Origin of the sequence: Brucella tritici, assembly GCF_008932295.1 — a bacterium.
In the GTDB taxonomy this organism is placed as follows: Bacteria; Pseudomonadota; Alphaproteobacteria; order Rhizobiales; family Rhizobiaceae; genus Brucella; species Brucella tritici.
Window position 1 is genome coordinate 1 of the sequence record NZ_WBWA01000016.1, and the last position, 20,470, is coordinate 20,470.

Genomic DNA, 20,470 nt, shown 5'->3' on the forward strand with positions numbered 1-20,470 from the left:
TCGATCGCTGTAGTTCTGCTCGAATGGCGTGCGTGGTCTTGGCGCTGCCGTGGAGAATTTGGCCCATAGCTCCCTCCGCTGTGTCGGTGACAATTCTACACCATCACATGCTGGGACCAAACACCTAGAGCGGTTCCTATTTTAACAGAATCGTCGGAACCGCTCTAACTATTTGCTTTGTCGCATGGTCCTACGCAAAACCGTTTCACACTTTTGCGGAAAATGCTCTAACCCATAGCTTTCAGATGCTTACGCCGCTCGCTTCGATGCAGAAGGTAATCGAAGGGCGGAACAAGCGCCATCAAAGGCTTTCGTTTCAATGCAGCGGCGAGAAGCGCCGCCGCCCCCTTCTCGCGACGCAACACATTGGATACGGCAGACCAGTAGGCCCGTTTCGAAAGGCAGTCCCTCACCTCCGCCATAAGCTGCCGGGCATTGGGCAGGTCACGCCCTTCATGGTCGAAAAAGGAAACGAAAGCTTCTTCAACCTCCCGGTTCCATTGCAATATTCCTGCGATATTGGAGGAACGGCTCTGCGGATGCGCACGAATAAAAGCCTGAATGCTTTCGGTTTCTGCAACCGCGCCTTGCGTGGCAAAGCGTAGCCACATCTCCATATCGTCCGTATGAGCCAGACTTGTGCGATAATGACCTACCTTTTTCTGCACTGCGGTACGCACAATCGCCAATGGGCCGTCGACAAGGCTGATCGCATTGCGACAACAGGCTGCGATATAATCCGGTCCCGACCGAACCTTCCACCCGCCAGCCTTACCCGGCTCCGGTAATTCTATCTCTGACCGACGGGTACCGGCTGCGATCATCGACATACGCCCGTAAACGAGATTCACATCGCGGTGCTCATCGAGAAATGCGGCGGCATTTGCCAGCGCGCCCGGCGCGAGCAGATCGTCGGAGCATAGGATCAGAAAATACTCAGCGCTTGCCCAGTCCACCCCCTCGTTGAACGAAGCATGGGGCCCGAGATTTTGCTCCCGCAGGCGCAGTTCCACCCGGCTGTCTTCCGTCGCAAGCTCGCGCGCGATTACAGCACTGTCGTCGGTCGATGCATTGTCAATAATCAGCACACGAACATCAACGCCGTGCTGTGACAATACGCTTTCGGCGCATTCGCGCAGAAAACGCCCGTAATTATAGTTCGGGATGGCAATATGGACACTGTGCATTCGCATTCCCTCACAGTACTCGTCTATTCAGCCGGGGTCGAAGATATGAGCCCTTGCCGCCAACGCCGGAAGATACGGCGATTGAAGGCGCTCATATTGGCAAATGTAATGAAGATATGGTGCAGTTCCTCACCAAATGGATGCCGGGTGACAAATACTGCGACTATCCAGCTCACGGCGGCAATAAGTCCGATGCCAACACCCAAAAGCGGCGAAAAGTCGAACGAGAATCCGTTAGCCACCAAGGCGGCAAATGGCAAAATGAGGGTGAGTGCGGTCACCAGGGCGCTATGCGCGAACGCTCCGAAAAGCTCGCGCTGCGAAAAGGAAACATATTTTTTCACATAGAGGATCGAAACGACCATCTGGAAAGGCGACGTGATGAATTGGCTAAGCGCCACCGCGAACAGACCAAAGAAGGCCGCCACGCACAATACGGGTGCCACGACGGAACGTGAAATCAGGCTGAACACGAAGGCATCCCGGTTGTGACCAAGCGCCATCAGCAGAGGATAGGTCAGCAGAACCGGGCACCAGAACATGTTCGCGGTACACGATATGGCGACAATAGGCACGGCTTCGTGCCAGCCACTACCCAGAATGATCCGCACCGCAGGATAGGCCAGAAATGCCAGCACAACCTGCGCCGGCCAATAGACCACACTGATATAGGACAGTGCGCGGATATAGGACTGGCGGATATCCACACCTTCGCGCACCTGCGCCGAGAGCATGGGGAACGCGACCGCGAAAATCGCAGAGAGGATAACCCGGTCAGGCAATCCGCTGACAGTGCCTGCGCGGTTATAGATACCGACCTGCGAAATGGGCATGAACCGGCCCAGGATGAGCGAAGGAAACGTCTCGCAGATTTTGCCAAGGCTGGAATTTGCGCCGAGATAGATACCGAAGCGCCATGCTGCATCGATGCTGGCGAATGTCGGTCGCAAAAGCCGACGCAACGGATGGATTGTAATGGCAAGTGAAGTCGTTGCCACGGCCGATGCAAGCAAGCCGATCGCGAAACAAAGATAGCCGAACCCCATATAGGCGGAAACGATTGTAGCCAGTGCACCAAGGCCCGAACCGACGGTCCTGATACGGGCGAGCACGCCGAAAGCCATCTCTCGCCGTAGCAGCGCAATGATTGGCATGGACAGGCTTTCGACAAGGGCGGCAGCGATTGTAATGTCGAGAAAGAAACCGAGCATCGGATCCTGATAGGAAGCGGCGAAGAAACCGCGCAGCGCATAGAGCGCGACTGCAAGCACCAGCGTGACACTCATCAGATAGGTCAGTGAGGTCTGAAGATCCTTGTCCTCGACTCGGTCAAGCTTGATGAGAAATTCAGCGCTCGCAAACTCCCGCAGCGAAAAAACTATCGCCGAAATGCTGATGCCGATGACGCCCATGCCTGTTTCGGCTGGGTTGAGAACACGGGAGATGATGACGACCGTCAGGAAATTGAAGATCAGCGCGGCATACTGCTCCAAAGCCGCCATGAGAATGCCCCTGCGACTGCCGTTCATGTTCCGCTCCTCAAAGGGAGACTGGATGCGTTTTGTAGATTCGATTTCACGATGCCATGCCCCCGGAACTGTTGGCCGGAACATTCGGAAAGACGGCCTTCTGGCCTTTCTTGCTTTCCCCAAGGATAACGCTTTGCCGCAAGCGCGAAATGTCGCCCTTGGTGTTAACACCTGACCTGAAAGGAGTATGCAGCACGCTCTATAGCCAAGTCGTGAACCACGGCGTCAGTGCGTAAAAATTTCCAGAGTTTGATTTTTGCACGCGCCTCGGAGGAGACATGACGAGTCTTTCCTGGATCACGCTTCTGGCCTTCGCTCTTTCCGTTGCTTTCTGCCTCGGTTTTCGTGGACTGGCACGTGAATGGTATCTCATCGACATTCCCGACACCCGCAAAAGACACGATGGAAACGTCCCGCTTTGCGGGGGCATCGCCATTTTTCTCTCCTTTTTCGTAGCTGCATTTCTGGCATCCGGCGTTTCGGGCCATGCAAATGCCGTAGCCCTGCTGCCGGGACTTGTGCTGATCCTTGTCACCGGCGTTCTTGATGACCGTTTCAACCTGCCTGTCGCCCCGCGCCTTGCAATCCAGTTGCTCGCAGCCTTCCTGATTATCGCCATCGCCGGGATACGGCAGACCTATCTCGGGCTTGCTTCCGACGGCATCGAAACCGCCGCCACGCCGGCTCCCTACATGCTGATCCAGATTCTGACCGGACCGCTTTTCCTCATTATTGCGCTCGCTTTCAATGTGGGTCTCGTCAATGCGGTCAATATGAGTGACGGCGTGGACGGACTTGCCGGGTCGGCGAGTGCCGCCGCCTTTTTCTGGCTGGCTGTCATTGGTTTCGGTATTGGCGAACATCGCCTGGGGCTGCAGGCGCTCGCTCTTGCAGCCGCGTGCCTCGGTTTTCTCGTTTTCAACATGCGGCATCGCTGGCGCGCGAAGGCCAGCCTTTTCCTCGGCGATGGCGGCAGCACCTTGCTTGGTGCGGCCCTTGCCGGATTTATCCTCATTCTTGCGAGCGGACCCGCCGCTGTCGCCTTTCCTATCCTGATCTGGATCGTCATCGTACCCGTCATCGATACGTTGAGCCTGATCGTGCGCCGCATGTCCGCACGCAGGAGCCCGTTTTCGCCGGACCGGCAGCACCTGCATCATCTGCTGATGGATGCGGGGCTTTCCTGTGGGCAAACAACCGTCGCGATTATGACACTCAACCTGATTGCGGGCGCCATCGCCTACATCGCCGTGCGGCTCGACATACCCGTCTGGCCAATGCTGCTGGCACTGGCGATCCCGGCCGCAGCTCACACGCTCTTCGTACTGCGCATGACCAGAGGCGCTCGTCCGATCGTTGCGGCCTCAATGGCCGAGGCCAATCCGAACACTAAACCGAACATCACTTATCCAGGGGCAACTTCATGACCGTATCCGTCCTCATCAGAACGCTCAACGAGGAAGTCAATCTGCCAGCCTGCCTCGCCTCACTCGACTGGTGCGACGACATCGTGGTGCTCGATTCCTTCAGCACCGACCGTACCGTGGAAATCGCCAAAGCGGCAGGCGCGCGCGTCTACCAGCGCACCTATGACACCGAGGACCGCCAGCGCATGTACGGGCTGACGGAAATCGAATTCAAGCATCTTTGGATTTATACGCCTGATGCGGACGAAATCACCCCGCCGGACCTGCGCGACGAAATACTGGCGGTCACTGCCGATCCAGACCGGCCCGAAGTTTTTTTCCGGCTCCGCTACAAGAACATGTTCATGGGGCGCTGGATACGCCATGCCAGCCTCTATCCGACATGGATAACCCGGCTGGTTCGCCGCGATCGCGTGCGCTTCGAGCGCTCCATCCATGCGCGCGCCACCGGAGGTCCCAGCGGCCAATTGCAGGCGCACTTCATTCATTACAGCTTCAACAAGGGACTGGCCTCCTGGTACGATAAACACAATCTCTATTCCTCCGTCGAGGCAGATCTGTCGGCAGCACGGCTTCTGGAGCGACACATCGACTGGGGCGGTCTCCTGTCAGGCGATCCGGAACGGCGACGGCGGGCACTAAAATCCCTGTCCTACAATCTGCCTTGTCGGCCCACCTTGCGTTTCGTCTACATGTATGTGCTGCGCGGCGGTTTTCTCGACGGCAAACCCGGCTATCTCTATTGCCGCCTGCTGTCAGCATACGAGTTCATGATCGTTATCAAGATGGAAGAACAGCGCCAGCGCCAGTCGGCACTCGTCGCGGACGCTCCAGCGGTCATGCCCCCGTTGAAAACCGAAGCACCAGAACGGCGTATGGTATGATGCTTCTCGTTATTCTGCCCTGCGCCGTTTTGATGGGGCTCGCCGCGATGTTTTTTTCCGAGCCGGTTCTGACCTTGCAGGACGACGGCGGCAAAGCCGATGTGATCGTGGTGCCCGGCGGAGATGGACCGCCCCGCGCCGTAGAGGCCGCCCGCCTCTGGAAGGAAGGCCGTTCGCCGGTGATCCTTGTCACAGGCGACGGTGACTGTCTGTCGAACAAGAGGATCATGGTGCGCAACGGCGTCAAGCCGTCTGCGATCGTCGTGGAATGCCAGTCCGGCAGCACATGGCAGAATGCGCGGTTTTCCGCGCCCGTCATGCGTGAAATTCAGGCCAGAAGCGCCGTGATCGTGACCAACTGGTATCATTCGCGACGCGCAATAGCGAGCTTTCGCGCCGCATGCCCCCAGATGCGCTTCATCTCGTTCCCCATAGGCGGCGATGGCGGTCGCGCCGGGTTTCCGACGACCCCAGCGGATATGGAACTCGTCGTCAAGGAGTATATGAAGCTTGGCTGGTATCTGCTTTCGGGTCGCATCTTTCCGCAGGATCTTTCGTCGGTTGAACCGGCGCCCGATCTTTCAAACGTATGCGGTGGAGCGGGAGTGACACAATGAACCTCTCGCTCACCTGGATTTTCGCCGGTTTCGTCCTGTACCTCATGGCGGGCGGTCTCTTCTTCCGCCCGGAACGGATGTATCAGTTTCCGTTCCTTGCCGGTGTGATGACTTTCGGCTTCCTGCTGCCACAGCTTCCTGCCCTTGTTCATGACCAGTTTCTGCCATCGGGGGCTTATGCCAAGACAATGATCATGGGCATTCTGTCCCTTGCCATGCTGCTTCTCGGCTGGCGTATGACAAAGCGCCCGATCAGATTTCTGAGCATGAGTTTCAGCGAGCGGCGATTGACGTGGGCCGCAGCCTGCCTGTCGGTTTTCGGTGCCGTATTCTATTTCCTCCTGAGCCGTCTCCCCGGAGAAGTCTCCATCGGCGTGCAGATGACCGGCATGCCGGTGGTCTACCTCTTTTTCGCGCAGCTCATGCCCTACGGGCTGGCCATCGCCCTCCTGTGTTTTGCACGGCGTCCGTCGTGGTTTGCGCTGGCGATCATCCTTTTTGATCTGATCTTCTATTTCGACCGCATTCTGGTGACGGGAAAACGTGCCGAGGCGATCCAGCTCCTGCTGATGATATTGCTGGCTTTCTGGTTCTATCGCCGCATGATCGTACCGCGTGTCATCATGTTCGTCGGCATCTTTGCCGGGACATTCCTGATGACCAGCATGGGCGATTACCGGCAGATCACACGCGCGGCTTCCGGCTTCGTTCTCGATGACATCATGCAGATCGACTACACCGCCAACTTCAATGAAACGCTGGAACGCGGCGGTCTGGAAATGCGCAATGCCGTGCAACGTATCGACGAGATCGACCGCAGGCTGGAATTCGACTATGGCAAGTTCCACTGGAACCGCATCGTGTTCACCTTCGTGCCCGCGCAGCTCGTCGGCGCAGGCATTAAAGACTCGCTCCGTCTCGATACGCCGCAGCCAAGCCGCGACTATAATCCGGTCACCGGAACGACCGAGACCGGCCTTGTCGATGCCTTTTCGTCGTTCTGGTATTTCGGAGCACTGAAGTTCTTTGTGCTCGCCTGGGCCATGCGTCGGCTCTGGGAGACTGCCATGGCGGACGAGATGCTGGGGCAACTCGTCTATATGATGTCGATCGTGCCCGCGATGCATGCCATTTCCCACCAGACCGACTGGGTCATCACAGTCTGGCTGCACATGGCGCTTTTCCTGATCCCTGTCCTCTCATTCTGTCGCATCCGCAACAGCTCAGTTAACCTGCCCATGCCGCCGCAGCGAAGCGCTGCCATGCCACAATTCTTGTAAAGGATGATCGTAATGTCCGTCGCATCACAGCAGAACCCACCCATTCCGATCAGCGGCCGCAAGACATCGTCGCGCCCCATGGAAGGCGGGGCAACCTTCACTCTCGGGCATCGTGTCCGGCGTTTAATCTGGCAGGCAAGCTGGCTGGTGCTGGCGGCATGGACGCCGTCCTTCCTGTGGCGCTGGCGCGGCGCCGTACTGCGTGCCTTCGGTGCAAAGGTTCACAAGACTGCGATCGTACGCGGCAGCGCGCGCATCTGGTGGCCAGCCAATCTGACCATGGGCGCTCATTCATCGCTCGGGCCGGGCGCGCTTTGCTATAACGTCGCGCATGTCACGCTTGCGCCCTTCGCCATCGTCTCGCAGCGCGCACATCTCTGCACGGCTGGACACAATATTGATCAGGTGGATTTTCCGCTCACGGCAGCACCCATTCGCATCGAGCCATATGGCTGGGTTGCGGCGGAAGCTTTCGTCGGGCCGGGCGTAACCATCGGTGAAGGCGCAGTTCTCGGCGCGCGTGGGGTCAGTTTCCGTGATATGGATCCATGGATGGTCTATGCTGGCAATCCGGCCAAGCAGGTGCGCCCGAGGCGAAAGCCTTGACTTATCAGGCGGCGGAAACGGATCGAAGACGCCTGCGCCCCGCAACGGCATCGCTCTTTAGCGACTGGAAGCTCTGATAGGCCGCAATCGTCTGGAGCGCGATGCGTGGCCAGGTGTAATTGGCACGCACGAGCCTGGCACCGGCTGCGCCCATCCGCTTTGCCCCGTTCGGGTCTTCCAGAATCCGCTCAAGCGCTGAGGCCACCGCCATCGGATCGAGCGAGCAGACCACCCCGGCTTCCGCTTCGGCAACCTCCGGAAAATGGCAGGCATCGGTAATCGCTACCGGTACACCGCAGGCAAGCGCCTCGGTTATGGCAACGCTGAACCCTTCCTGACGGCTCGGCAGGCAGAAGCAGGCCGATTGTTTCAGGGCAGCGATCTTGGCTGGACCGTAAAGCCCGCCGGTCATATGAACACGCGATTCAAGTCCGTACAGACGAATACGCTCACGGAATTCATCTTCAGCCCCGCCATCAGGACCGGCGACTACCATATCCACATCGGGAAACAGTGGTGCGACCCGACGAAAGGCATCCGCAAGAATATCAAGGCCCTTCTTGTAGTGAAGCCGGGACAGAAACAGCACATAAGGCCGTCCCGGCAATCCGGGCACGGCGACGTCACCGTCGCCCTCAACCTCATTGAGGAAGATACCGTTCGGGATAATCATCGATGGCGGTTTCAGTCCAAGGGGGCGCATCAGGTCGGCTTCATCCGCATTGAGCGCCTGAATGAAGGCCGCGCCGTCGAGCATGCGGCGAAAGCCAAGCGCCAGAGCAAGCTTCTTCGTCCATGCGCGCTGCTGCATGCTCCACATGTCAAGCATGCCGCAACAACATATGCAGTAAGGCACGGAAAAGCGGCGGCAGAGCATTGCAGCCCGCAGAAGATTGGTCTCCCATACGCCATGCAGGTGTACGAAATCTGCGGAACGAACCAACGCTTCCATCGCTTTCGCGGCAGCTCCGCCGGACAAGGTTTCCCGCAGATCGGGCATTGGGAGAAGCAACGTGCGCACCTTCCCGAAGTCGGGTATCGTCGCCGTAGCCTTGCTGGCGCGGCGGCTCACCTCATCATCGCAATAGCTCACGATTGTCACTTCATGACCGAGCGAGGCTTGTGCCGCTGCAAGGCGCACAACGACAGCCTGCGGGCCACCTTTAGCAGGATCGTAGGAACCGATGACGTGAACGATCTTCATTTTGCATCTGCCCTCGAATGTTTTGCCAGCGCCTGTAGAAGTCGCTCGCCATAGCGTGAAACAGTAAAATCGCTGGCCCTCTCCCTTGCGCTGTCGCTCATCCGGGCCAGCGTTGCAGGATTGCCGACAAATTGCCGCAATATCTCGGCGGTTTCACTCACATCACGGATCGGAACGATGTAACCGTCTATGCCATGTCGCACGACGCTGCCAGTATTGTCCGTGCAGATGACCGGCAAGCCTGCGGCAAGCGCCTCATAAACTGCTGTCGCCGACCCTTCGCAGAGCGATGGCAGCAGAAACACGTCCGCCCATTCAAACTGGGCCCGCATTTCGCTACGCGGTATCGGCCCGGTCAGTTCGACCGTCGCGGCAAGCTTTGCCTGCGCTTCCGGCTGGGCATCGATTGGCCCCACCATGCGGAAATGTGCCTTGTCGCCAAGTTCTCGCGCCACCGCGCCGACATAGGGCGAGCCCTTGCGAAGCCCGACCGCGCCGACAGTGAGAACCCGCAGCGGTCCGGGCAAACGCGGACAAGGATCCAGCAAGAAACGATCATCGACGCCGTAGGGCACAACGACGACTTTTCCCGGTGCGCAGCCTGCCTCGATCACATGACGCGCCACAAAATCGGATGGACAGACCACGGCATCGGCGATCTGCCATTCCGCCTGCTCACGCGCGGCAAAAACATCGGCATGAACATCATTTGCGACCGGAATCTGCCAGCCTGGATTAAGCACCTCTTCCTCACAGGCCAACTGATCGACAATGGTGCGCGGTGCGATCATCTGCTCCACCGCGGTCCATAATCCCTGTCTTTTTGCGACCGTCAGCAATTCCAGCGCTTCGCCACTGAAAGCATAGACACCGCTTGCACCGTGAAAGCCGCTTGTCGCCACCAGCCTGCCGAAAGTTTCGCCCGCCCAAATGGCGTTAGCCGTGGATTTCGGCCCTGTCTGGTTGGAAAGCCTGCGCACGGCAGAGTGCAGACCGAACGTCGGAAAGGTCGTCATGCGCTCCTGTGGAATCCCTTGCGGTGTACGCCCCACCAACCGCCGCACGGATGCGGGCAACATTGACGGCGGCAGGCCGTTCAACAGGCGGGGCCACCCCTGGAGCGCGCATATATCCGTATAGAAATGCGCTAGTTTTTCCCGGCTCGCGAAAATGCGCGGGACTGCATAATGCATGCGCGCGCCAAGCTGGCTGACGACAACAGACCCGTCCATCATAGTTCCCTCGGCTGGAATTGCCGGTCCAGAACCGGCATGGCTTGTGGCACCACCTTTTCCTCGAGCCGCGAGATAGCGGATTGCCAGACCGCAGCGCCATATTCCCGCGAATAGGCCGTTTCCATCAGATAGCGGGCATTGTTGCCCATCGACATGCGCCCGACCGGCGAATGGCGCAAATGAAGGATCGCGTTGACCAGCGCATCGACCTCGCCCGGCCGCAGCGCCATGCCACACTGGAAATCGCGAACAATCGTGCCGATCTCGCCTTCCGTATCGCCAATGAAGATTGTCGGTCGCGCGGCTGCAAGTACGCCATAGAACTTGCTGGGCACGATGCAATGTTCCAGCTCCGGCTTCAGCGAAACCAGATGCACATTGGCCGCGCCGAGACTTTCAGAAAGTTTATCAACGGGTTGGAACGGTTTCATCATCACATTGGTCAGGCCGCGTCGTTTGACCTCGCTTTCAACGAAACCACGCTGCTGCCCCTCGCCTATCATCAGGAAGACGATGCTCTTCATATGCCGAAGCCGCTCGGCAGCATCGAGAACTGTCTTGAATTCGTGCGCGCGTCCGAAGTTGCCCGAATAGCCGATGACGAATTTCCGACCGAGCCCCCATGCGCGGCGCAAAGGGTTTTGCGCCGGTTCCACCGGAACGATCTCATTGCGGTCGGCCCAGTGGTGAACCACGCTGAGGCTTTCCGCCGGAATGTCGCGTGTTGAAAGATAATGCGCCATGCGCTCTATCGGGCAGATGGTCAGTGCCGACTGGCGCATCGACCAGTTGCGCAGGATCAGGGCGAGCTTGCCGGAAACGGTATCGGATTTGATGAGGCCGAGTTCCATCGCCGTTTCGGGGAAAAGGTCCATCACCCAGTTAACCAGCTTTGCCCGGCGCATACGAACCGGCAATGCAGCCGAAACGGAAAGAAGCGGCGGATCGGTGCAGACGACGCAAACATCGTCCTTCTGCGTATTCGATGCAAACCAGGCGGCAGCGGACAAATGGAATGTCGCATAGTCGACCGCTCGCCCGACAAGCTTTCCCCGACCGAAGCCCGAGGTCCATATGCGATGCACTTCTATGCCGTTGATCGTTTCCCGCGCGGGCAGCACGTCCTTCCGCTTGTCGTGATAGCTGCGGCTTGCCAGCACCGTCGTCTCAATGCCTTCACGCACCAGCGTATGGGCGAGGCTCGTCACCATGCGGCTGGTCGCCGACTGGTCCGGGTAGAAGTAACGATTGGCTAGCACCACACGCATGATTTCGCTTCCTATTGCTTGGTCCGCTTAAGCAGAAGGATCGCAACAGCGCGGCAGATACCGCAAGGAACACAAAGGCATGGCCAGCACCGACACCGGGCGAACCGCCTACCTCTTTGGGTGAAACCGACCATACCGGACGCGCTTCCAGCCTCATCCGAAGAGGGAGGCTGCGGCCCGCGATTGCCGTTTTGGAGCCGTTCTGCCCGCGCAGGAAATCGCTAACATGGTTTCATCAAGTTTCTGATCGGAGGGAAGTCCTTGCAGGAGAAAACAGCTCTCATCGTCGGTGTGACCGGACAGGACGGCGCTTATCTAAGCGAGCTTCTGCTCAATAAAGGCTATCGCGTGCATGGTCTGAAACGGCGGTCTTCCTCGTTCAACACGGCGCGTATCGATCATCTCTATCAGGACCCGCACGAGGAAGACATTCGCTTCCGCCTGCATTTTGGCGACCTGACGGACGCAACCAATCTGTGCCGTGTCATTCAGGAAGTGCGGCCCGACGAGATTTACAATCTCGGCGCGCAAAGCCACGTCCAGGTCAGTTTCGAAACGCCGGAATATACGGCGAATGCCGATGCGCTTGGCACGCTGCGCCTGCTTGAATCCATGCGGATTCTGGGGCTCGGCAAGACATGCCGCTTTTACCAGGCATCCACATCGGAACTCTTCGGCAACAGTTCTCCCCAGGCACAGAACGAACAGACGCCTTTCGCCCCGCGCAGTCCTTATGCGACGGCAAAGCTCTATGCATACTGGACGACGGTGAATTATCGCGATGCCTATGGCTTCCATGCCTCCAACGGCATTCTGTTCAATCACGAAAGCCCGCTTCGCGGCGAAACCTTCGTCACCCGTAAGATCACACGAGCTGTCGCGGCAATAGAACGCGGCCTTCAGGACAGGCTGCGGCTCGGCAATCTTGATGCCCGCCGTGACTGGGGCCATGCCCGTGATTATGTCGAGGGCATGTGGCGCATCCTGCAGGAAGACACTGCCGACGACTATGTGCTGGCAACCGGCGAAACGCACACCGTGCGCGAATTTGTCGAACATGCCTTCAAGGCCGTCGACAAGGAGATCGAATGGCAGGGCGACGGTGTGGAAGAAATCGGCCGCGACCGAAAATCCGGCAATTGCCTGATCGAGATTGATCCGCGCTATTTCCGCCCGAACGAGGTCGACTTCCTGCTCGGCGATGCCTCCAAGGCGAAAAATCGCCTCGGCTGGCAGCATACGACCGGCTTTGACCATCTCGTCACCGAGATGGTCGACTGGGATTTGCGCAATATCATGCGGGAGGTTGGACGCAATGACTTCTACGGCTGAAATCCCCGTCCCGCTCTATTCGCTCGAAGGCAAGAAGGTATTCATTGCCGGGCACACGGGAATGGTCGGTTCGGCCATCCTGCGCCGCCTGCAAGGCACGGACTGCGACATCATCACCGCCACGCACAACACCCTCGATCTGACCCGGCAGGGACTGACGGAAAATTTTGTCAGCGGACGCAAGCCGGATGTCATTATCATCGCAGCCGCTCGTGTCGGCGGCATTCTTGCCAATTCGCAATATCCGGCAGACTTTCTCTACGATAATCTCGCGATCGGGATGAACCTTATCCGCGCCGCCCAGCAGAACGGCGTCGAGCGCCTGTTGTGGCTCGGTTCAAGCTGCATCTATCCGCGCGACGCGGTGCAGCCTCTCACCGAGGAGGCCCTGCTGACCGGCCCGCTGGAGCCGACGAACGAAGCCTATGCCATCGCCAAGATCGCCGGGCTTGAATATGCCCGCGCCTGCGCACGGCAATACGGCAATCACTTCATGACGGCGATGCCAACCAATCTTTACGGTCCAAACGACAATTTCGATCCAACCAGCTCGCATGTCCTGCCGGCATTGATCCGGCGGATTCACGAGGCCAAGCTGCGAGGCATCGACCATGTCACCCTCTGGGGCACCGGCAAGCCCTTGCGGGAGTTCCTGCATGTGGACGACCTTGCCGATGCCTGCCTGCACATGCTGCGTTTCTACGACGGCATTGAGCCGATGAACATCGGTACGGGTGAAGAGATTTCAATCAAGGATCTGGCGCTGACCGTCGCGCGCGTCGTCGGTTATGAAGGCCGCTTTGAACATGATCTCAGCAAGCCCGATGGGACGCCGCGCAAACTCCTCGACACCTCGCGGATGCGGGCGCTCGGCTGGAAGCCGCAAATTCGTCTGGAGGACGGCCTGCGTGAAGTCTATCGTGATTGGTTGGAGGAAACCGCCGATCCTGTCGCCGCTTGAAGCCCCCGGGAAAGCAAAATCCGCTTTCCCGATCAAGCCGCGACGTTCTCTCCGACATTGTCAATCCTGGACAAGTCTCCCCAGCATCCCTCATGCTGGGGAGACGCGCAGCGTCGTCTCCAAATTTGGTTGAGGAAAAAGCTCGCCCTATGAGGGCGAGCCGCCGCCGATCCTGCTCATGTCCAGCTCGACGCGCAGGATGTCACCCGGTTTGATTTCCGTGTTCTCGTTTGCAACGATATCCTGGAAACTGCCATTGACGTTACGGCTGATCGAGAAGACCAGTTTCTGGCGCAGGGTCGATGCAGAAATATTGCCGGAAGACTTGGCAATCTCAGCCATGGCCTGGAGTTGTGAATTGCTGCGGCGCTCCATGCGGGCTACATTGAGATCAATGTCCTGCAAATTGGTGGCCGCCTCGCTTCTGCGGGTTTCTTCCAGATTGGCGATGCGCTGTTCCATGGCGAGCTGGTTCTGCCTTGCCCGCGCGAGAAAGGATTCCAGCTCCAGCGCAGCGCGCCGTGTAGCCGACAGATCACGTTCCATGTCGCGAAGGTTGGACTTGGCTGCAAGGCCACGATCCACGAGCGATTTGCTGGAATCGACATTCTCCTGCAATAGCTGGATTTCGGTGTCGTGCAGCTTGATGCTCTGCTGCAAGGTCTGGATTTCATCACCATAGCTCGCCGCTTGCGCTTCGAGCGCCTTTCGCTCTGCGGCAAGGTTGTTGCGACGGACATTGAACAATGTCTTTTCGCCCTCCAGCATCTGTTGCTGCAGGGATGCCGTCTCCTTGTTTGCAAGCGTCTGATCCGACAAAGCGTAGGCGAATTCCGTACCGTCCAGTTCCGCTTGCAAGCGAGCCCTCCGGATCGCCATGGCGCTGAGCTGCATCTGCAGATCGGCATATTCCTGCTGTGCGGAAATGAGCTGCATACCGGCGGTCAAAGCCTGAGATTCAGTTTTGCCGGCTCCTCCCCCCAATGCCATCAGTTCAAGCACCGCCATGCCGGGCCGGAACTGGTACTTTCCTGGCGCCTTGACATCACCGACGACGAATACCGGCGCATATTGATTGATTGTTGCAGTGACCGTCAGCCCCGGAATGTGTTGAGATAGCGATCCCGCAATCTTCTCGCTGATCTCATTGGTGGTCAGTCCGGTGACTGAAATATTGCCGACCACCGGATAGCCGATATTGCCGTCCACATCGACAGGATAAAGCCCTGTAAGCGACGGCTGCCCGTAGACGGTAACCTGAAGCACATCGTCGGGACCTACGCGATAGGCCTGCCCATCGGCAAGCGCTCCGAAACTTCCGCCCAAAAGCAGGAGCCCGGAAAGCACAGTGGCCCGGAGATGCATGCCGATGCGGTTTTTGATGATCTTGTGTGACATGGTTTGCCCCTCACGCCTGTTCCTGAACGCCATCTGTGGCTGGCTTGCGCCGTCGCGAGAACATGGCGCTCACGCTCCGCTTCGCCTTCTGCAAACCCAGCCCGCAAAGCACGACAGGTACCGTTATCCAGCTTCGATAGGACGAGGAATTGTGGTTCACGACCGCAAGCGCAGGCTTACGCCCGAACGACGCCATCGTCTGGATGAGCGCATTGGTCGCGTGCTGATCCTGGCAGTCGGACGGCACGACGAGAAGCGCCGTATCCGTCGCCCGCGACAGGAGAACCGAACGTTTGTCTTCCATAACCGCCGGTAGATCCACGAGGATAATCTTGTGATCGGCGCGCAACTGGGCAATCAGATCGGCCAGCCAGTCTCCCTCACGCATCTGCCTGTTCGGCTTGATGATATCGATCCCTGAACCGTGATCGTGCACGAGTGTTGCGCCAGTGAGCGGACGTCCGGTCGACACACCGCCGTAATCGCTGTGCGGAAGCCCGAAGGCCTCCGACAGGCCCGCTCGCTTATTCGTTGCGTCGATGACCGCAACCGTCAGGCCCGTCGCCGCTATCTGTTGTGCAAGTGCGGTTATCAGCAGCGTCTTTCCCTCGCCGTCAGACAGTGAAACGACGGACAGCGCCAGCGAATCCCGACCGCGTGTCAGAACCCGAAGACGGTCATGGACCGACTTGATGGCGCGACCGAACGGGCTGGCCGGATCGAGACCGCGATTGACGAGAAGCGGCACAGTCAGCCGCGGCGAAACCGGCAGCAGCGTCGCTGCCGGAATGCCGGGCAGCACCAGAGACGCCGTTTGCGCAGGCCTGATCTTGTCGAATGTTTCCTTCAGCATGGTGCCAACAAGCGCGACGAGCCCGCCCAGCCCCAGCCCCAACAGCAGCCAATTGGCGAAGTTCGGGCTGGCCTTGGCCATGGCCGGTTCGGCAGGCGAGATCATCTGCGCTTCCGGAGCGGCGATACCGTCCTGCTCGATCAACTGCTTGTAGCGTGTGAGATAGCTTTCATAGACCGTGCGGCTGGCATTGGCTTCACGGTCGAGCTGCCCGGCCTTCACTTGCGCCTGGTTGGCTTCGGCAAGATCGGCTTCCGCATTCTTCAGCGCATCTTCCAGTCCGCTGCGCCGCTGCCGTGCAATCTGGATTTCGTTGCCGAGGCTCTTGATGATTTCGCCGACCTGGTTCGAAATCTGCTGCTTCAGCGCTTCCTGTTCAGCCTTCAGCACAGGAATTTCGGCGCTTTTCAGCGCTCCGTTCGACTGTAACTCGCCAAGCTGGCGCTCGACACGCGCCTCCTCATTGCGCAGGCTCTGGATCGCTGGCGATGCCAGCACTTCGGCGAGCGCAGGCGCTTCATTGTTGTTCTTCAGCTCCTGGGCCGTGCGCAACCGCGCCTCGGCAAGCGAGACCGCACCTGTTGCCGCGACAATCTCGCTGTTCAGCGCCGCAACGCGCTGGGCCTGAAAGCTGATCTGCCCCTGCTCGCCTGCAAGCCGGGATTTCTGGCGGAACTCTTCCGCCGCGCGTTCTGCATTTTCAAGATCGCTGCGCAAATTGCCCAGCTTATCGCCAAGCCAATCGCTGATACGCCGCGTGGCCGATTGCTGCACATCGATCTGGTGGTTGAGATAGGCCGTCGCAAAGGCATTGGCGACCTGTGCCGCATAAACCCGATCGGACGCACGATAGGAAACGAAAATCGTATAGGACCGACCGTCATTGGTAACCCGCAACCGCGAGAGAAGAAGGTCGATCTGCTGGCGTTCGCGCATCGCCGGATCGACATCACGCGCACCTTTCGCTTGCGAGCCCGTATCGGAAGCAGACGACAGCACCGTGCGCGAACGGAACTCCGTCGGCACGACAATGTTCTCCGCTTGCAGGATGTCGATGACTTTCCGCGCCATCATGCGCGAATTGATGATGTCGAGTTCGGACCGCAGAACCGGACTGTCCTGCGGTAGCGGCGTGATTGCGCTTTCACTGGGCAGTGCCTGCAATCGCCGCATATCCAGCACCAGTACCGACTCCGACACATAACTGACCGGTGCTGTAAGATAGCCGGCAAAGCCGACGCCGATGCCCGCAAGCACCGGCACGACAAGCATTATTCTTCTACGTTTTATAATATCGAGCAGGTCAGCCACCGGCTGCCGCCCGCTTCCTGATGAAACGTCGGAGATAATCACCAAAATTCTCCTTCACGGAATAATTCAATCCGCAGGCTGCCGAACGCCCACTGGTCCAGTTTCCGACCTATTGCAGATCGGAAAACGAAGTCTCCGACGGAAACAGCTCGTTGATGATGCAAGCCACCTCGGTACGGTTGGACGCTTTCAGCTTCTTCATGATGTTGCGGATATGAACCTTCACCGTGCTTTCCCGCAGCTTCAGCTCATAGGCGATGATCTTGTTCGCCTTGCCCCGGCGCAGCGCATTGACCACTTCGGCCTGACGCTGGGTGAACATTCCGCCAAGAGGCTGCAGCCGCTGAGAATTCGGATCGGTGGCGTGACGCAGAGCCAGCACGCTGCTGGCCGGAACGAAAGTTCCACCTGCCATGGCGAGCCTTAATGCTTCAACGCAGACATTCACATTCACCGACGTTGGAATATAACCCTTCACACCGTGATCGAGCGCCTTGAGCACCTGCGAGATTTCTTCCTTGTCAGCCAGAAGAATGACAGGCGCCGGAGCGCAATCAGTAACGATGCGATTGAGATAATTTCCGACAGCCGGGTCCGAAACCTTCTGGCCGCCGATGTTGAAAAGCACCGCGCCCGCCGTGCGGCCGCGCCGCTGATGCTGCCACTGCTCGAATGAGCTGAATGTGGCTATCGACATTTCGATGCTGTGGTTTGTCAGTCCATGTGCGAGGCATTCACGATCCAACGCACGGTTGTCTATGATGACCAGCAGCGGCAACATGCTTTCGTTAGGCTGTTCAGGTTTAAAAGAACTGTCTTTTGCCGCCCCAAAGCCGTTATTTTTTAATTCACTCGTCCTGCTACTGAATTGTGGAGAAATGTTCATTTGTTCGCCCTCTAAATCAACTTATGCGCACGACTCCATTGTTTGCACATCACAATCACGGAAGCGCATTGTTTGCCTGTTTTGTTTTTCTTCTTGAGATCTAGATAAAACCCCGAAAGCAATTCTTGTTTTTGTTCTTATTTTGATGAAAAGACTGCCCGAAAATTCTTTGGGTGTCATTAACCTAGATTAAGGGGTTTCGCAGAATATGGTTTAGGTGAAGCGCGGATATATACCCAATTAGTGGTAGAAATTACTACCTTGCCAAAACAAATGCCCTCGCTGAAACTCATTTGAGGACCGGCTTCTTGGGCAGAGGCGGGAAAAGGAACGCGGGGAGCGCCAGACTTAAAACTTATCTTCTCCTGTGCTGGGCGAAACGGCAGGTAGGCTCTATGGTGGTAAATGCGGACGAAGCAAGAACGCTGCGCCATTTTCTGGAAAGCGCACCCATTGGTGCGGTTTTCGATGAAAGCGATCTCAGCGTGCTCGGCGCCCTGCCCATAATGTCAAAAAGCTATGCTGCTCACACGGTCGTCAGCAGTCAGGGAGACTGGGCCAACTCGGTCCATATCATCAAGAGCGGATGGGGCTGCATCTATCGCGATCTGCCCGACGGTGATCGCCAGATTCTCGACTTCCCCATGAAAGGTGACTTTCTGGGCTTCCGAACCGGACTCGGCTTCAATTATTATACGCTGATTTCGGTTACCGAGCTTTCCGTCCTTGAGATATCTCTGGATCACCTCACCGAAAGCCTGATCAAGTCTCCTCGCCTCGCAATGACATTCATGGAACTAATGGCTCGCCAGCGTGCCATTCTGATCGAGCATCTCATCAGCATCGGTCGCCGCAGCGCGCTTGTGCGCATCGCGCATCTGCTGCTCGAACTCGGCCACAGGGCGCGGATCAACGGAACAGGTGACGAGAACAGCTTCATCTGTCCCTTGACTCAGAGCGAGCTTGCCGATGCGCTGGGGCTTACGCCGATCCACATCAACCGCATGTTGCGCGAACTTCGCGAAGACGACCTGCTGGTTTTCCGCAACAATGAGGTCGAGTTTCTGAACCGCTCCGCCCTCGTTCATATTTCAAGCTTCGATGAGCACTATCTGACGATGGAAATCTTCCCGCGTGTTCGGATCAGCCGGTGAGTAGCTGGCGCTGCGCCACCGATTTTCGAGAAAATATTGAAACAGAAGCCTCACTTCGGCGCCCTTTTCTCCGTCGCAATTTGATGAAATCGCACTATGTTCACTAACGGAACCCAAAGCTCGAAAGGATAGCATGATGAGGATAAGCGCCCGCAATCGACTGAAAGGAACCATCGTCGAAGTCACCAAAGGTGCAACCACATCCCACGTTCGGGTTGATATTGGCAATGGTGTGATCGTCACTTCGTCCATCACCAACGAGGCTGTTGACGAACTTGGCCTGAAGGCAGGCGGCACCGCCTATGCAGTGGTGAAGGCATCCGACGTCATGATTGCCGTCGACTGATCTCAGCGCTTTGCGTGCGAAGACATCTTCTTCGTACGCAAATCCATTCTTCAACAGGTCGTCATTTGCGATGGACTGGAATAGTTGCTCCCTTCATCCTAGTGGATTGAATTTGACGTTTGAATCCCGACTGAATGAGACGCTGTTTCAAACGTCAAATTTGAAAAATCCACTAGATACATAAAGTTACTAGTGGTCTTTGCGATTCCGACATTTGCTCGGCGCCTGTATCAGAGGGACGCAAATGTCGGAATCAGATCACTAGATTCAGAGCACATATCAAGGGAGCGCACATCATGACCTACAGCAAGAACCCGGAAGCGATTGCGAAGCTCACGCCGGAGCAATACCGTGTCACACAGGAAAGCGGCACCGAGCGCCCCGGAACCGGTGAATATCTCTATAACAAGGAGCCGGGTATCTACGTCGATATCGTTTCCGGCGAGCCGCTGTTTGCCTCTGCCGACAAGTATGAGTCCCACTGCGGATGGCCCAGCTTCACCAAGCCGATCGAACCCGCAAATGTTGCAGAACTGAACGATGTTTCGCATGGCATGGTGCGGACGGAAGTGCGCTCGGCGCATGGTGACAGTCATCTTGGGCATGTCTTCCCGGACGGACCGGTTGATCGCGGCGGTCTTCGTTACTGCATCAATTCGGCATCGCTCCGTTTCGTTCCGAAAGACCGGATGGAAGCAGAGGGATACGGCCAATATCTCGATCAGGTCGAAGATATTGGCTGAACAGAAAGTCAGATTGGAGGCATGGCTGCGCGAAGTATTTGAAATAAAATTCGTGCGATATGGAAATAATTTGGGTCCAGATTAATTGATCCACAGCCATTCAATAGCCTTGTGAAGTAAGACTTCTTTCTGTCGTAATGATCACTAATCTGATCCGGCGCACCGCTTCGGCGGAATCAGGCAAATGCGCAGCCTCGGTATGATTATGCTATCACCACACATACCGAGGCTTTCCGGGGCTTTTGACCG

Annotated in this window: 18 protein-coding genes; 10 read left to right on the top strand and 8 right to left on the bottom strand. The window is 57.5% G+C overall.

The annotated features are described in order from the left end of the window. Window positions 1–227 precede the first annotated feature (227 nt). Entirely contained in the window at window positions 228–1,187 is a 960-nt protein-coding gene (locus F9K91_RS16010; RefSeq protein ID WP_235913098.1) for a glycosyltransferase family A protein, read from the bottom strand. A 23-nt stretch (window positions 1,188–1,210) separates the two neighbouring features. Continuing rightward, complete coding sequence (locus F9K91_RS16015; protein ID WP_151678193.1) at window positions 1,211–2,716, bottom strand: oligosaccharide flippase family protein; 1,506 nt, start codon at window positions 2,714–2,716, stop codon at window positions 1,211–1,213. A gap of 278 nt (window positions 2,717–2,994) precedes the next feature. Here F9K91_RS16015 and F9K91_RS16020 point away from each other — a divergent pair, with 278 nt between their 5' ends. From F9K91_RS16020 to F9K91_RS16040, 5 genes are read left to right on the top strand one after another with little or no spacing between them, the layout of a single operon-like run. Beyond that, window positions 2,995–4,143: an MraY family glycosyltransferase gene (locus F9K91_RS16020; RefSeq protein ID WP_151556663.1), complete on the top strand. Its 1,149-nt coding sequence runs from the start codon at window positions 2,995–2,997 to the stop codon at window positions 4,141–4,143. Continuing rightward, window positions 4,140–5,027 carry a glycosyltransferase family 2 protein gene (locus tag F9K91_RS16025; RefSeq protein WP_151651593.1) on the top strand — a complete coding sequence of 296 codons (888 nt, stop codon included), beginning with the start codon at window positions 4,140–4,142 and terminating at the stop codon, window positions 5,025–5,027. Before F9K91_RS16020 ends, F9K91_RS16025 begins: the two co-directional genes overlap by 4 nt. Then, window positions 5,027–5,644, top strand: a complete 618-nt coding sequence (locus tag F9K91_RS16030) for a YdcF family protein (protein ID WP_412842173.1) — start codon at window positions 5,027–5,029, stop codon at window positions 5,642–5,644. The genes F9K91_RS16025 and F9K91_RS16030 overlap by 1 nt, the downstream gene beginning before the upstream one ends. After that, window positions 5,641–6,924: a hypothetical protein gene (locus F9K91_RS16035; protein ID WP_151678194.1), complete on the top strand. Its 1,284-nt coding sequence runs from the start codon at window positions 5,641–5,643 to the stop codon at window positions 6,922–6,924. Before F9K91_RS16030 ends, F9K91_RS16035 begins: the two co-directional genes overlap by 4 nt. 12 nt (window positions 6,925–6,936) lie before the next feature. Then, the gene (locus tag F9K91_RS16040) at window positions 6,937–7,530 is read left to right on the top strand and encodes an LbetaH domain-containing protein (protein ID WP_151678195.1); all 594 of its coding nucleotides are present in this window, start codon (window positions 6,937–6,939) and stop codon (window positions 7,528–7,530) included. 4 nt (window positions 7,531–7,534) lie between these two features. Here F9K91_RS16040 and F9K91_RS16045 read toward each other — a convergent pair whose 3' ends face one another. The 3 genes from F9K91_RS16045 to F9K91_RS16055 are packed head-to-tail and all read right to left on the bottom strand — an operon-like array spanning window position 7,535 to window position 11,237. Beyond that, entirely contained in the window at window positions 7,535–8,734 is a 1,200-nt protein-coding gene (locus tag F9K91_RS16045) for a glycosyltransferase (RefSeq protein WP_151678196.1), read from the bottom strand. Beyond that, a complete protein-coding gene (locus F9K91_RS16050; protein WP_151678246.1) occupies window positions 8,731–9,966 on the bottom strand; it encodes a glycosyltransferase family 4 protein in 1,236 nt (411 codons plus the stop codon). The genes F9K91_RS16045 and F9K91_RS16050 overlap by 4 nt, the downstream gene beginning before the upstream one ends. Then, a complete protein-coding gene (locus F9K91_RS16055; protein ID WP_151556657.1) occupies window positions 9,966–11,237 on the bottom strand; it encodes a glycosyltransferase family 4 protein in 1,272 nt (423 codons plus the stop codon). The genes F9K91_RS16050 and F9K91_RS16055 overlap by 1 nt, the downstream gene beginning before the upstream one ends. 261 nt (window positions 11,238–11,498) lie before the next feature. Between F9K91_RS16055 and gmd the strand changes: the two genes are divergently transcribed. Then, the gene (gene gmd / locus F9K91_RS16065) at window positions 11,499–12,569 is read left to right on the top strand and encodes a GDP-mannose 4,6-dehydratase (protein WP_061347792.1); all 1,071 of its coding nucleotides are present in this window, start codon (window positions 11,499–11,501) and stop codon (window positions 12,567–12,569) included. Next, on the top strand, window positions 12,553–13,530 hold the full coding sequence (locus tag F9K91_RS16070) for a GDP-L-fucose synthase family protein (RefSeq protein WP_151678197.1): 978 nt from the start codon (window positions 12,553–12,555) through the stop codon (window positions 13,528–13,530). Before gmd ends, F9K91_RS16070 begins: the two co-directional genes overlap by 17 nt. A 147-nt stretch (window positions 13,531–13,677) precedes the next feature. Here F9K91_RS16070 and F9K91_RS16075 read toward each other — a convergent pair whose 3' ends face one another. The 3 genes from F9K91_RS16075 to F9K91_RS16085 all read right to left on the bottom strand — a co-directional run bounded on the left by F9K91_RS16075 (window position 13,678) and on the right by F9K91_RS16085 (window position 17,873). Beyond that, window positions 13,678–14,928, bottom strand: a complete 1,251-nt coding sequence (locus F9K91_RS16075; RefSeq protein ID WP_151556654.1) for a polysaccharide biosynthesis/export family protein — start codon at window positions 14,926–14,928, stop codon at window positions 13,678–13,680. A gap of 10 nt (window positions 14,929–14,938) precedes the next feature. After that, window positions 14,939–17,134 (bottom strand): GumC family protein, encoded by a 2,196-nt coding sequence (locus F9K91_RS16080; protein WP_151678198.1) that lies wholly within the window; start codon window positions 17,132–17,134, stop codon window positions 14,939–14,941. Window positions 17,135–17,201: 67 nt separating this feature from the next. After that, window positions 17,202–17,873 carry a response regulator transcription factor gene (locus tag F9K91_RS16085; RefSeq protein WP_235813546.1) on the bottom strand — a complete coding sequence of 224 codons (672 nt, stop codon included), beginning with the start codon at window positions 17,871–17,873 and terminating at the stop codon, window positions 17,202–17,204. Between the two features lie 500 nt (window positions 17,874–18,373). Between F9K91_RS16085 and F9K91_RS16090 the strand changes: the two genes are divergently transcribed. The 3 genes from F9K91_RS16090 (at window position 18,374) to msrB (ending at window position 20,221) form a co-directional block, all read left to right on the top strand. Then, entirely contained in the window at window positions 18,374–19,132 is a 759-nt protein-coding gene (locus tag F9K91_RS16090; RefSeq protein ID WP_151556651.1) for a Crp/Fnr family transcriptional regulator, read from the top strand. Between the two features lie 136 nt (window positions 19,133–19,268). Next, window positions 19,269–19,478 (top strand): TOBE domain-containing protein, encoded by a 210-nt coding sequence (locus F9K91_RS16095; RefSeq protein WP_061347911.1) that lies wholly within the window; start codon window positions 19,269–19,271, stop codon window positions 19,476–19,478. Between the two features lie 296 nt (window positions 19,479–19,774). After that, on the top strand, window positions 19,775–20,221 hold the full coding sequence (gene msrB / locus F9K91_RS16100) for a peptide-methionine (R)-S-oxide reductase MsrB (protein ID WP_151556650.1): 447 nt from the start codon (window positions 19,775–19,777) through the stop codon (window positions 20,219–20,221). The last annotated feature ends 249 nt before the right edge of the window (window positions 20,222–20,470 follow it).

Bases quoted from the DNA above. Each gene is read 5' to 3' on its own strand.
- F9K91_RS16075 (WP_151556654.1), bottom strand. From the start codon at position 14,928: ATGTCACACAAGATCATCAAAAACCGCATCGGCATGCATCTCCGGGCC.
- F9K91_RS16085 (WP_235813546.1), bottom strand. From the start codon at position 17,873: ATGTTGCCGCTGCTGGTCATCATAGACAACCGTGCGTTGGATCGTGAA.
- F9K91_RS16025 (WP_151651593.1), top strand. From the start codon at position 4,140: ATGACCGTATCCGTCCTCATCAGAACGCTCAACGAGGAAGTCAATCTG.
- F9K91_RS16010 (WP_235913098.1), bottom strand. From the start codon at position 1,187: ATGCACAGTGTCCATATTGCCATCCCGAACTATAATTACGGGCGTTTT.
- F9K91_RS16015 (WP_151678193.1), bottom strand. From the start codon at position 2,716: ATGAACGGCAGTCGCAGGGGCATTCTCATGGCGGCTTTGGAGCAGTAT.
- F9K91_RS16095 (WP_061347911.1), top strand. From the start codon at position 19,269: ATGAGGATAAGCGCCCGCAATCGACTGAAAGGAACCATCGTCGAAGTC.
- F9K91_RS16055 (WP_151556657.1), bottom strand. From the start codon at position 11,237: ATGCGTGTGGTGCTAGCCAATCGTTACTTCTACCCGGACCAGTCGGCG.
- F9K91_RS16050 (WP_151678246.1), bottom strand. From the start codon at position 9,966: ATGGACGGGTCTGTTGTCGTCAGCCAGCTTGGCGCGCGCATGCATTAT.
- msrB (WP_151556650.1), top strand. From the start codon at position 19,775: ATGACCTACAGCAAGAACCCGGAAGCGATTGCGAAGCTCACGCCGGAG.
- F9K91_RS16035 (WP_151678194.1), top strand. From the start codon at position 5,641: ATGAACCTCTCGCTCACCTGGATTTTCGCCGGTTTCGTCCTGTACCTC.
- F9K91_RS16030 (WP_412842173.1), top strand. From the start codon at position 5,027: ATGCTTCTCGTTATTCTGCCCTGCGCCGTTTTGATGGGGCTCGCCGCG.
- F9K91_RS16070 (WP_151678197.1), top strand. From the start codon at position 12,553: ATGACTTCTACGGCTGAAATCCCCGTCCCGCTCTATTCGCTCGAAGGC.
- F9K91_RS16040 (WP_151678195.1), top strand. From the start codon at position 6,937: ATGTCCGTCGCATCACAGCAGAACCCACCCATTCCGATCAGCGGCCGC.
- F9K91_RS16020 (WP_151556663.1), top strand. From the start codon at position 2,995: ATGACGAGTCTTTCCTGGATCACGCTTCTGGCCTTCGCTCTTTCCGTT.
- F9K91_RS16045 (WP_151678196.1), bottom strand. From the start codon at position 8,734: ATGAAGATCGTTCACGTCATCGGTTCCTACGATCCTGCTAAAGGTGGC.
- F9K91_RS16090 (WP_151556651.1), top strand. From the start codon at position 18,374: ATGGTGGTAAATGCGGACGAAGCAAGAACGCTGCGCCATTTTCTGGAA.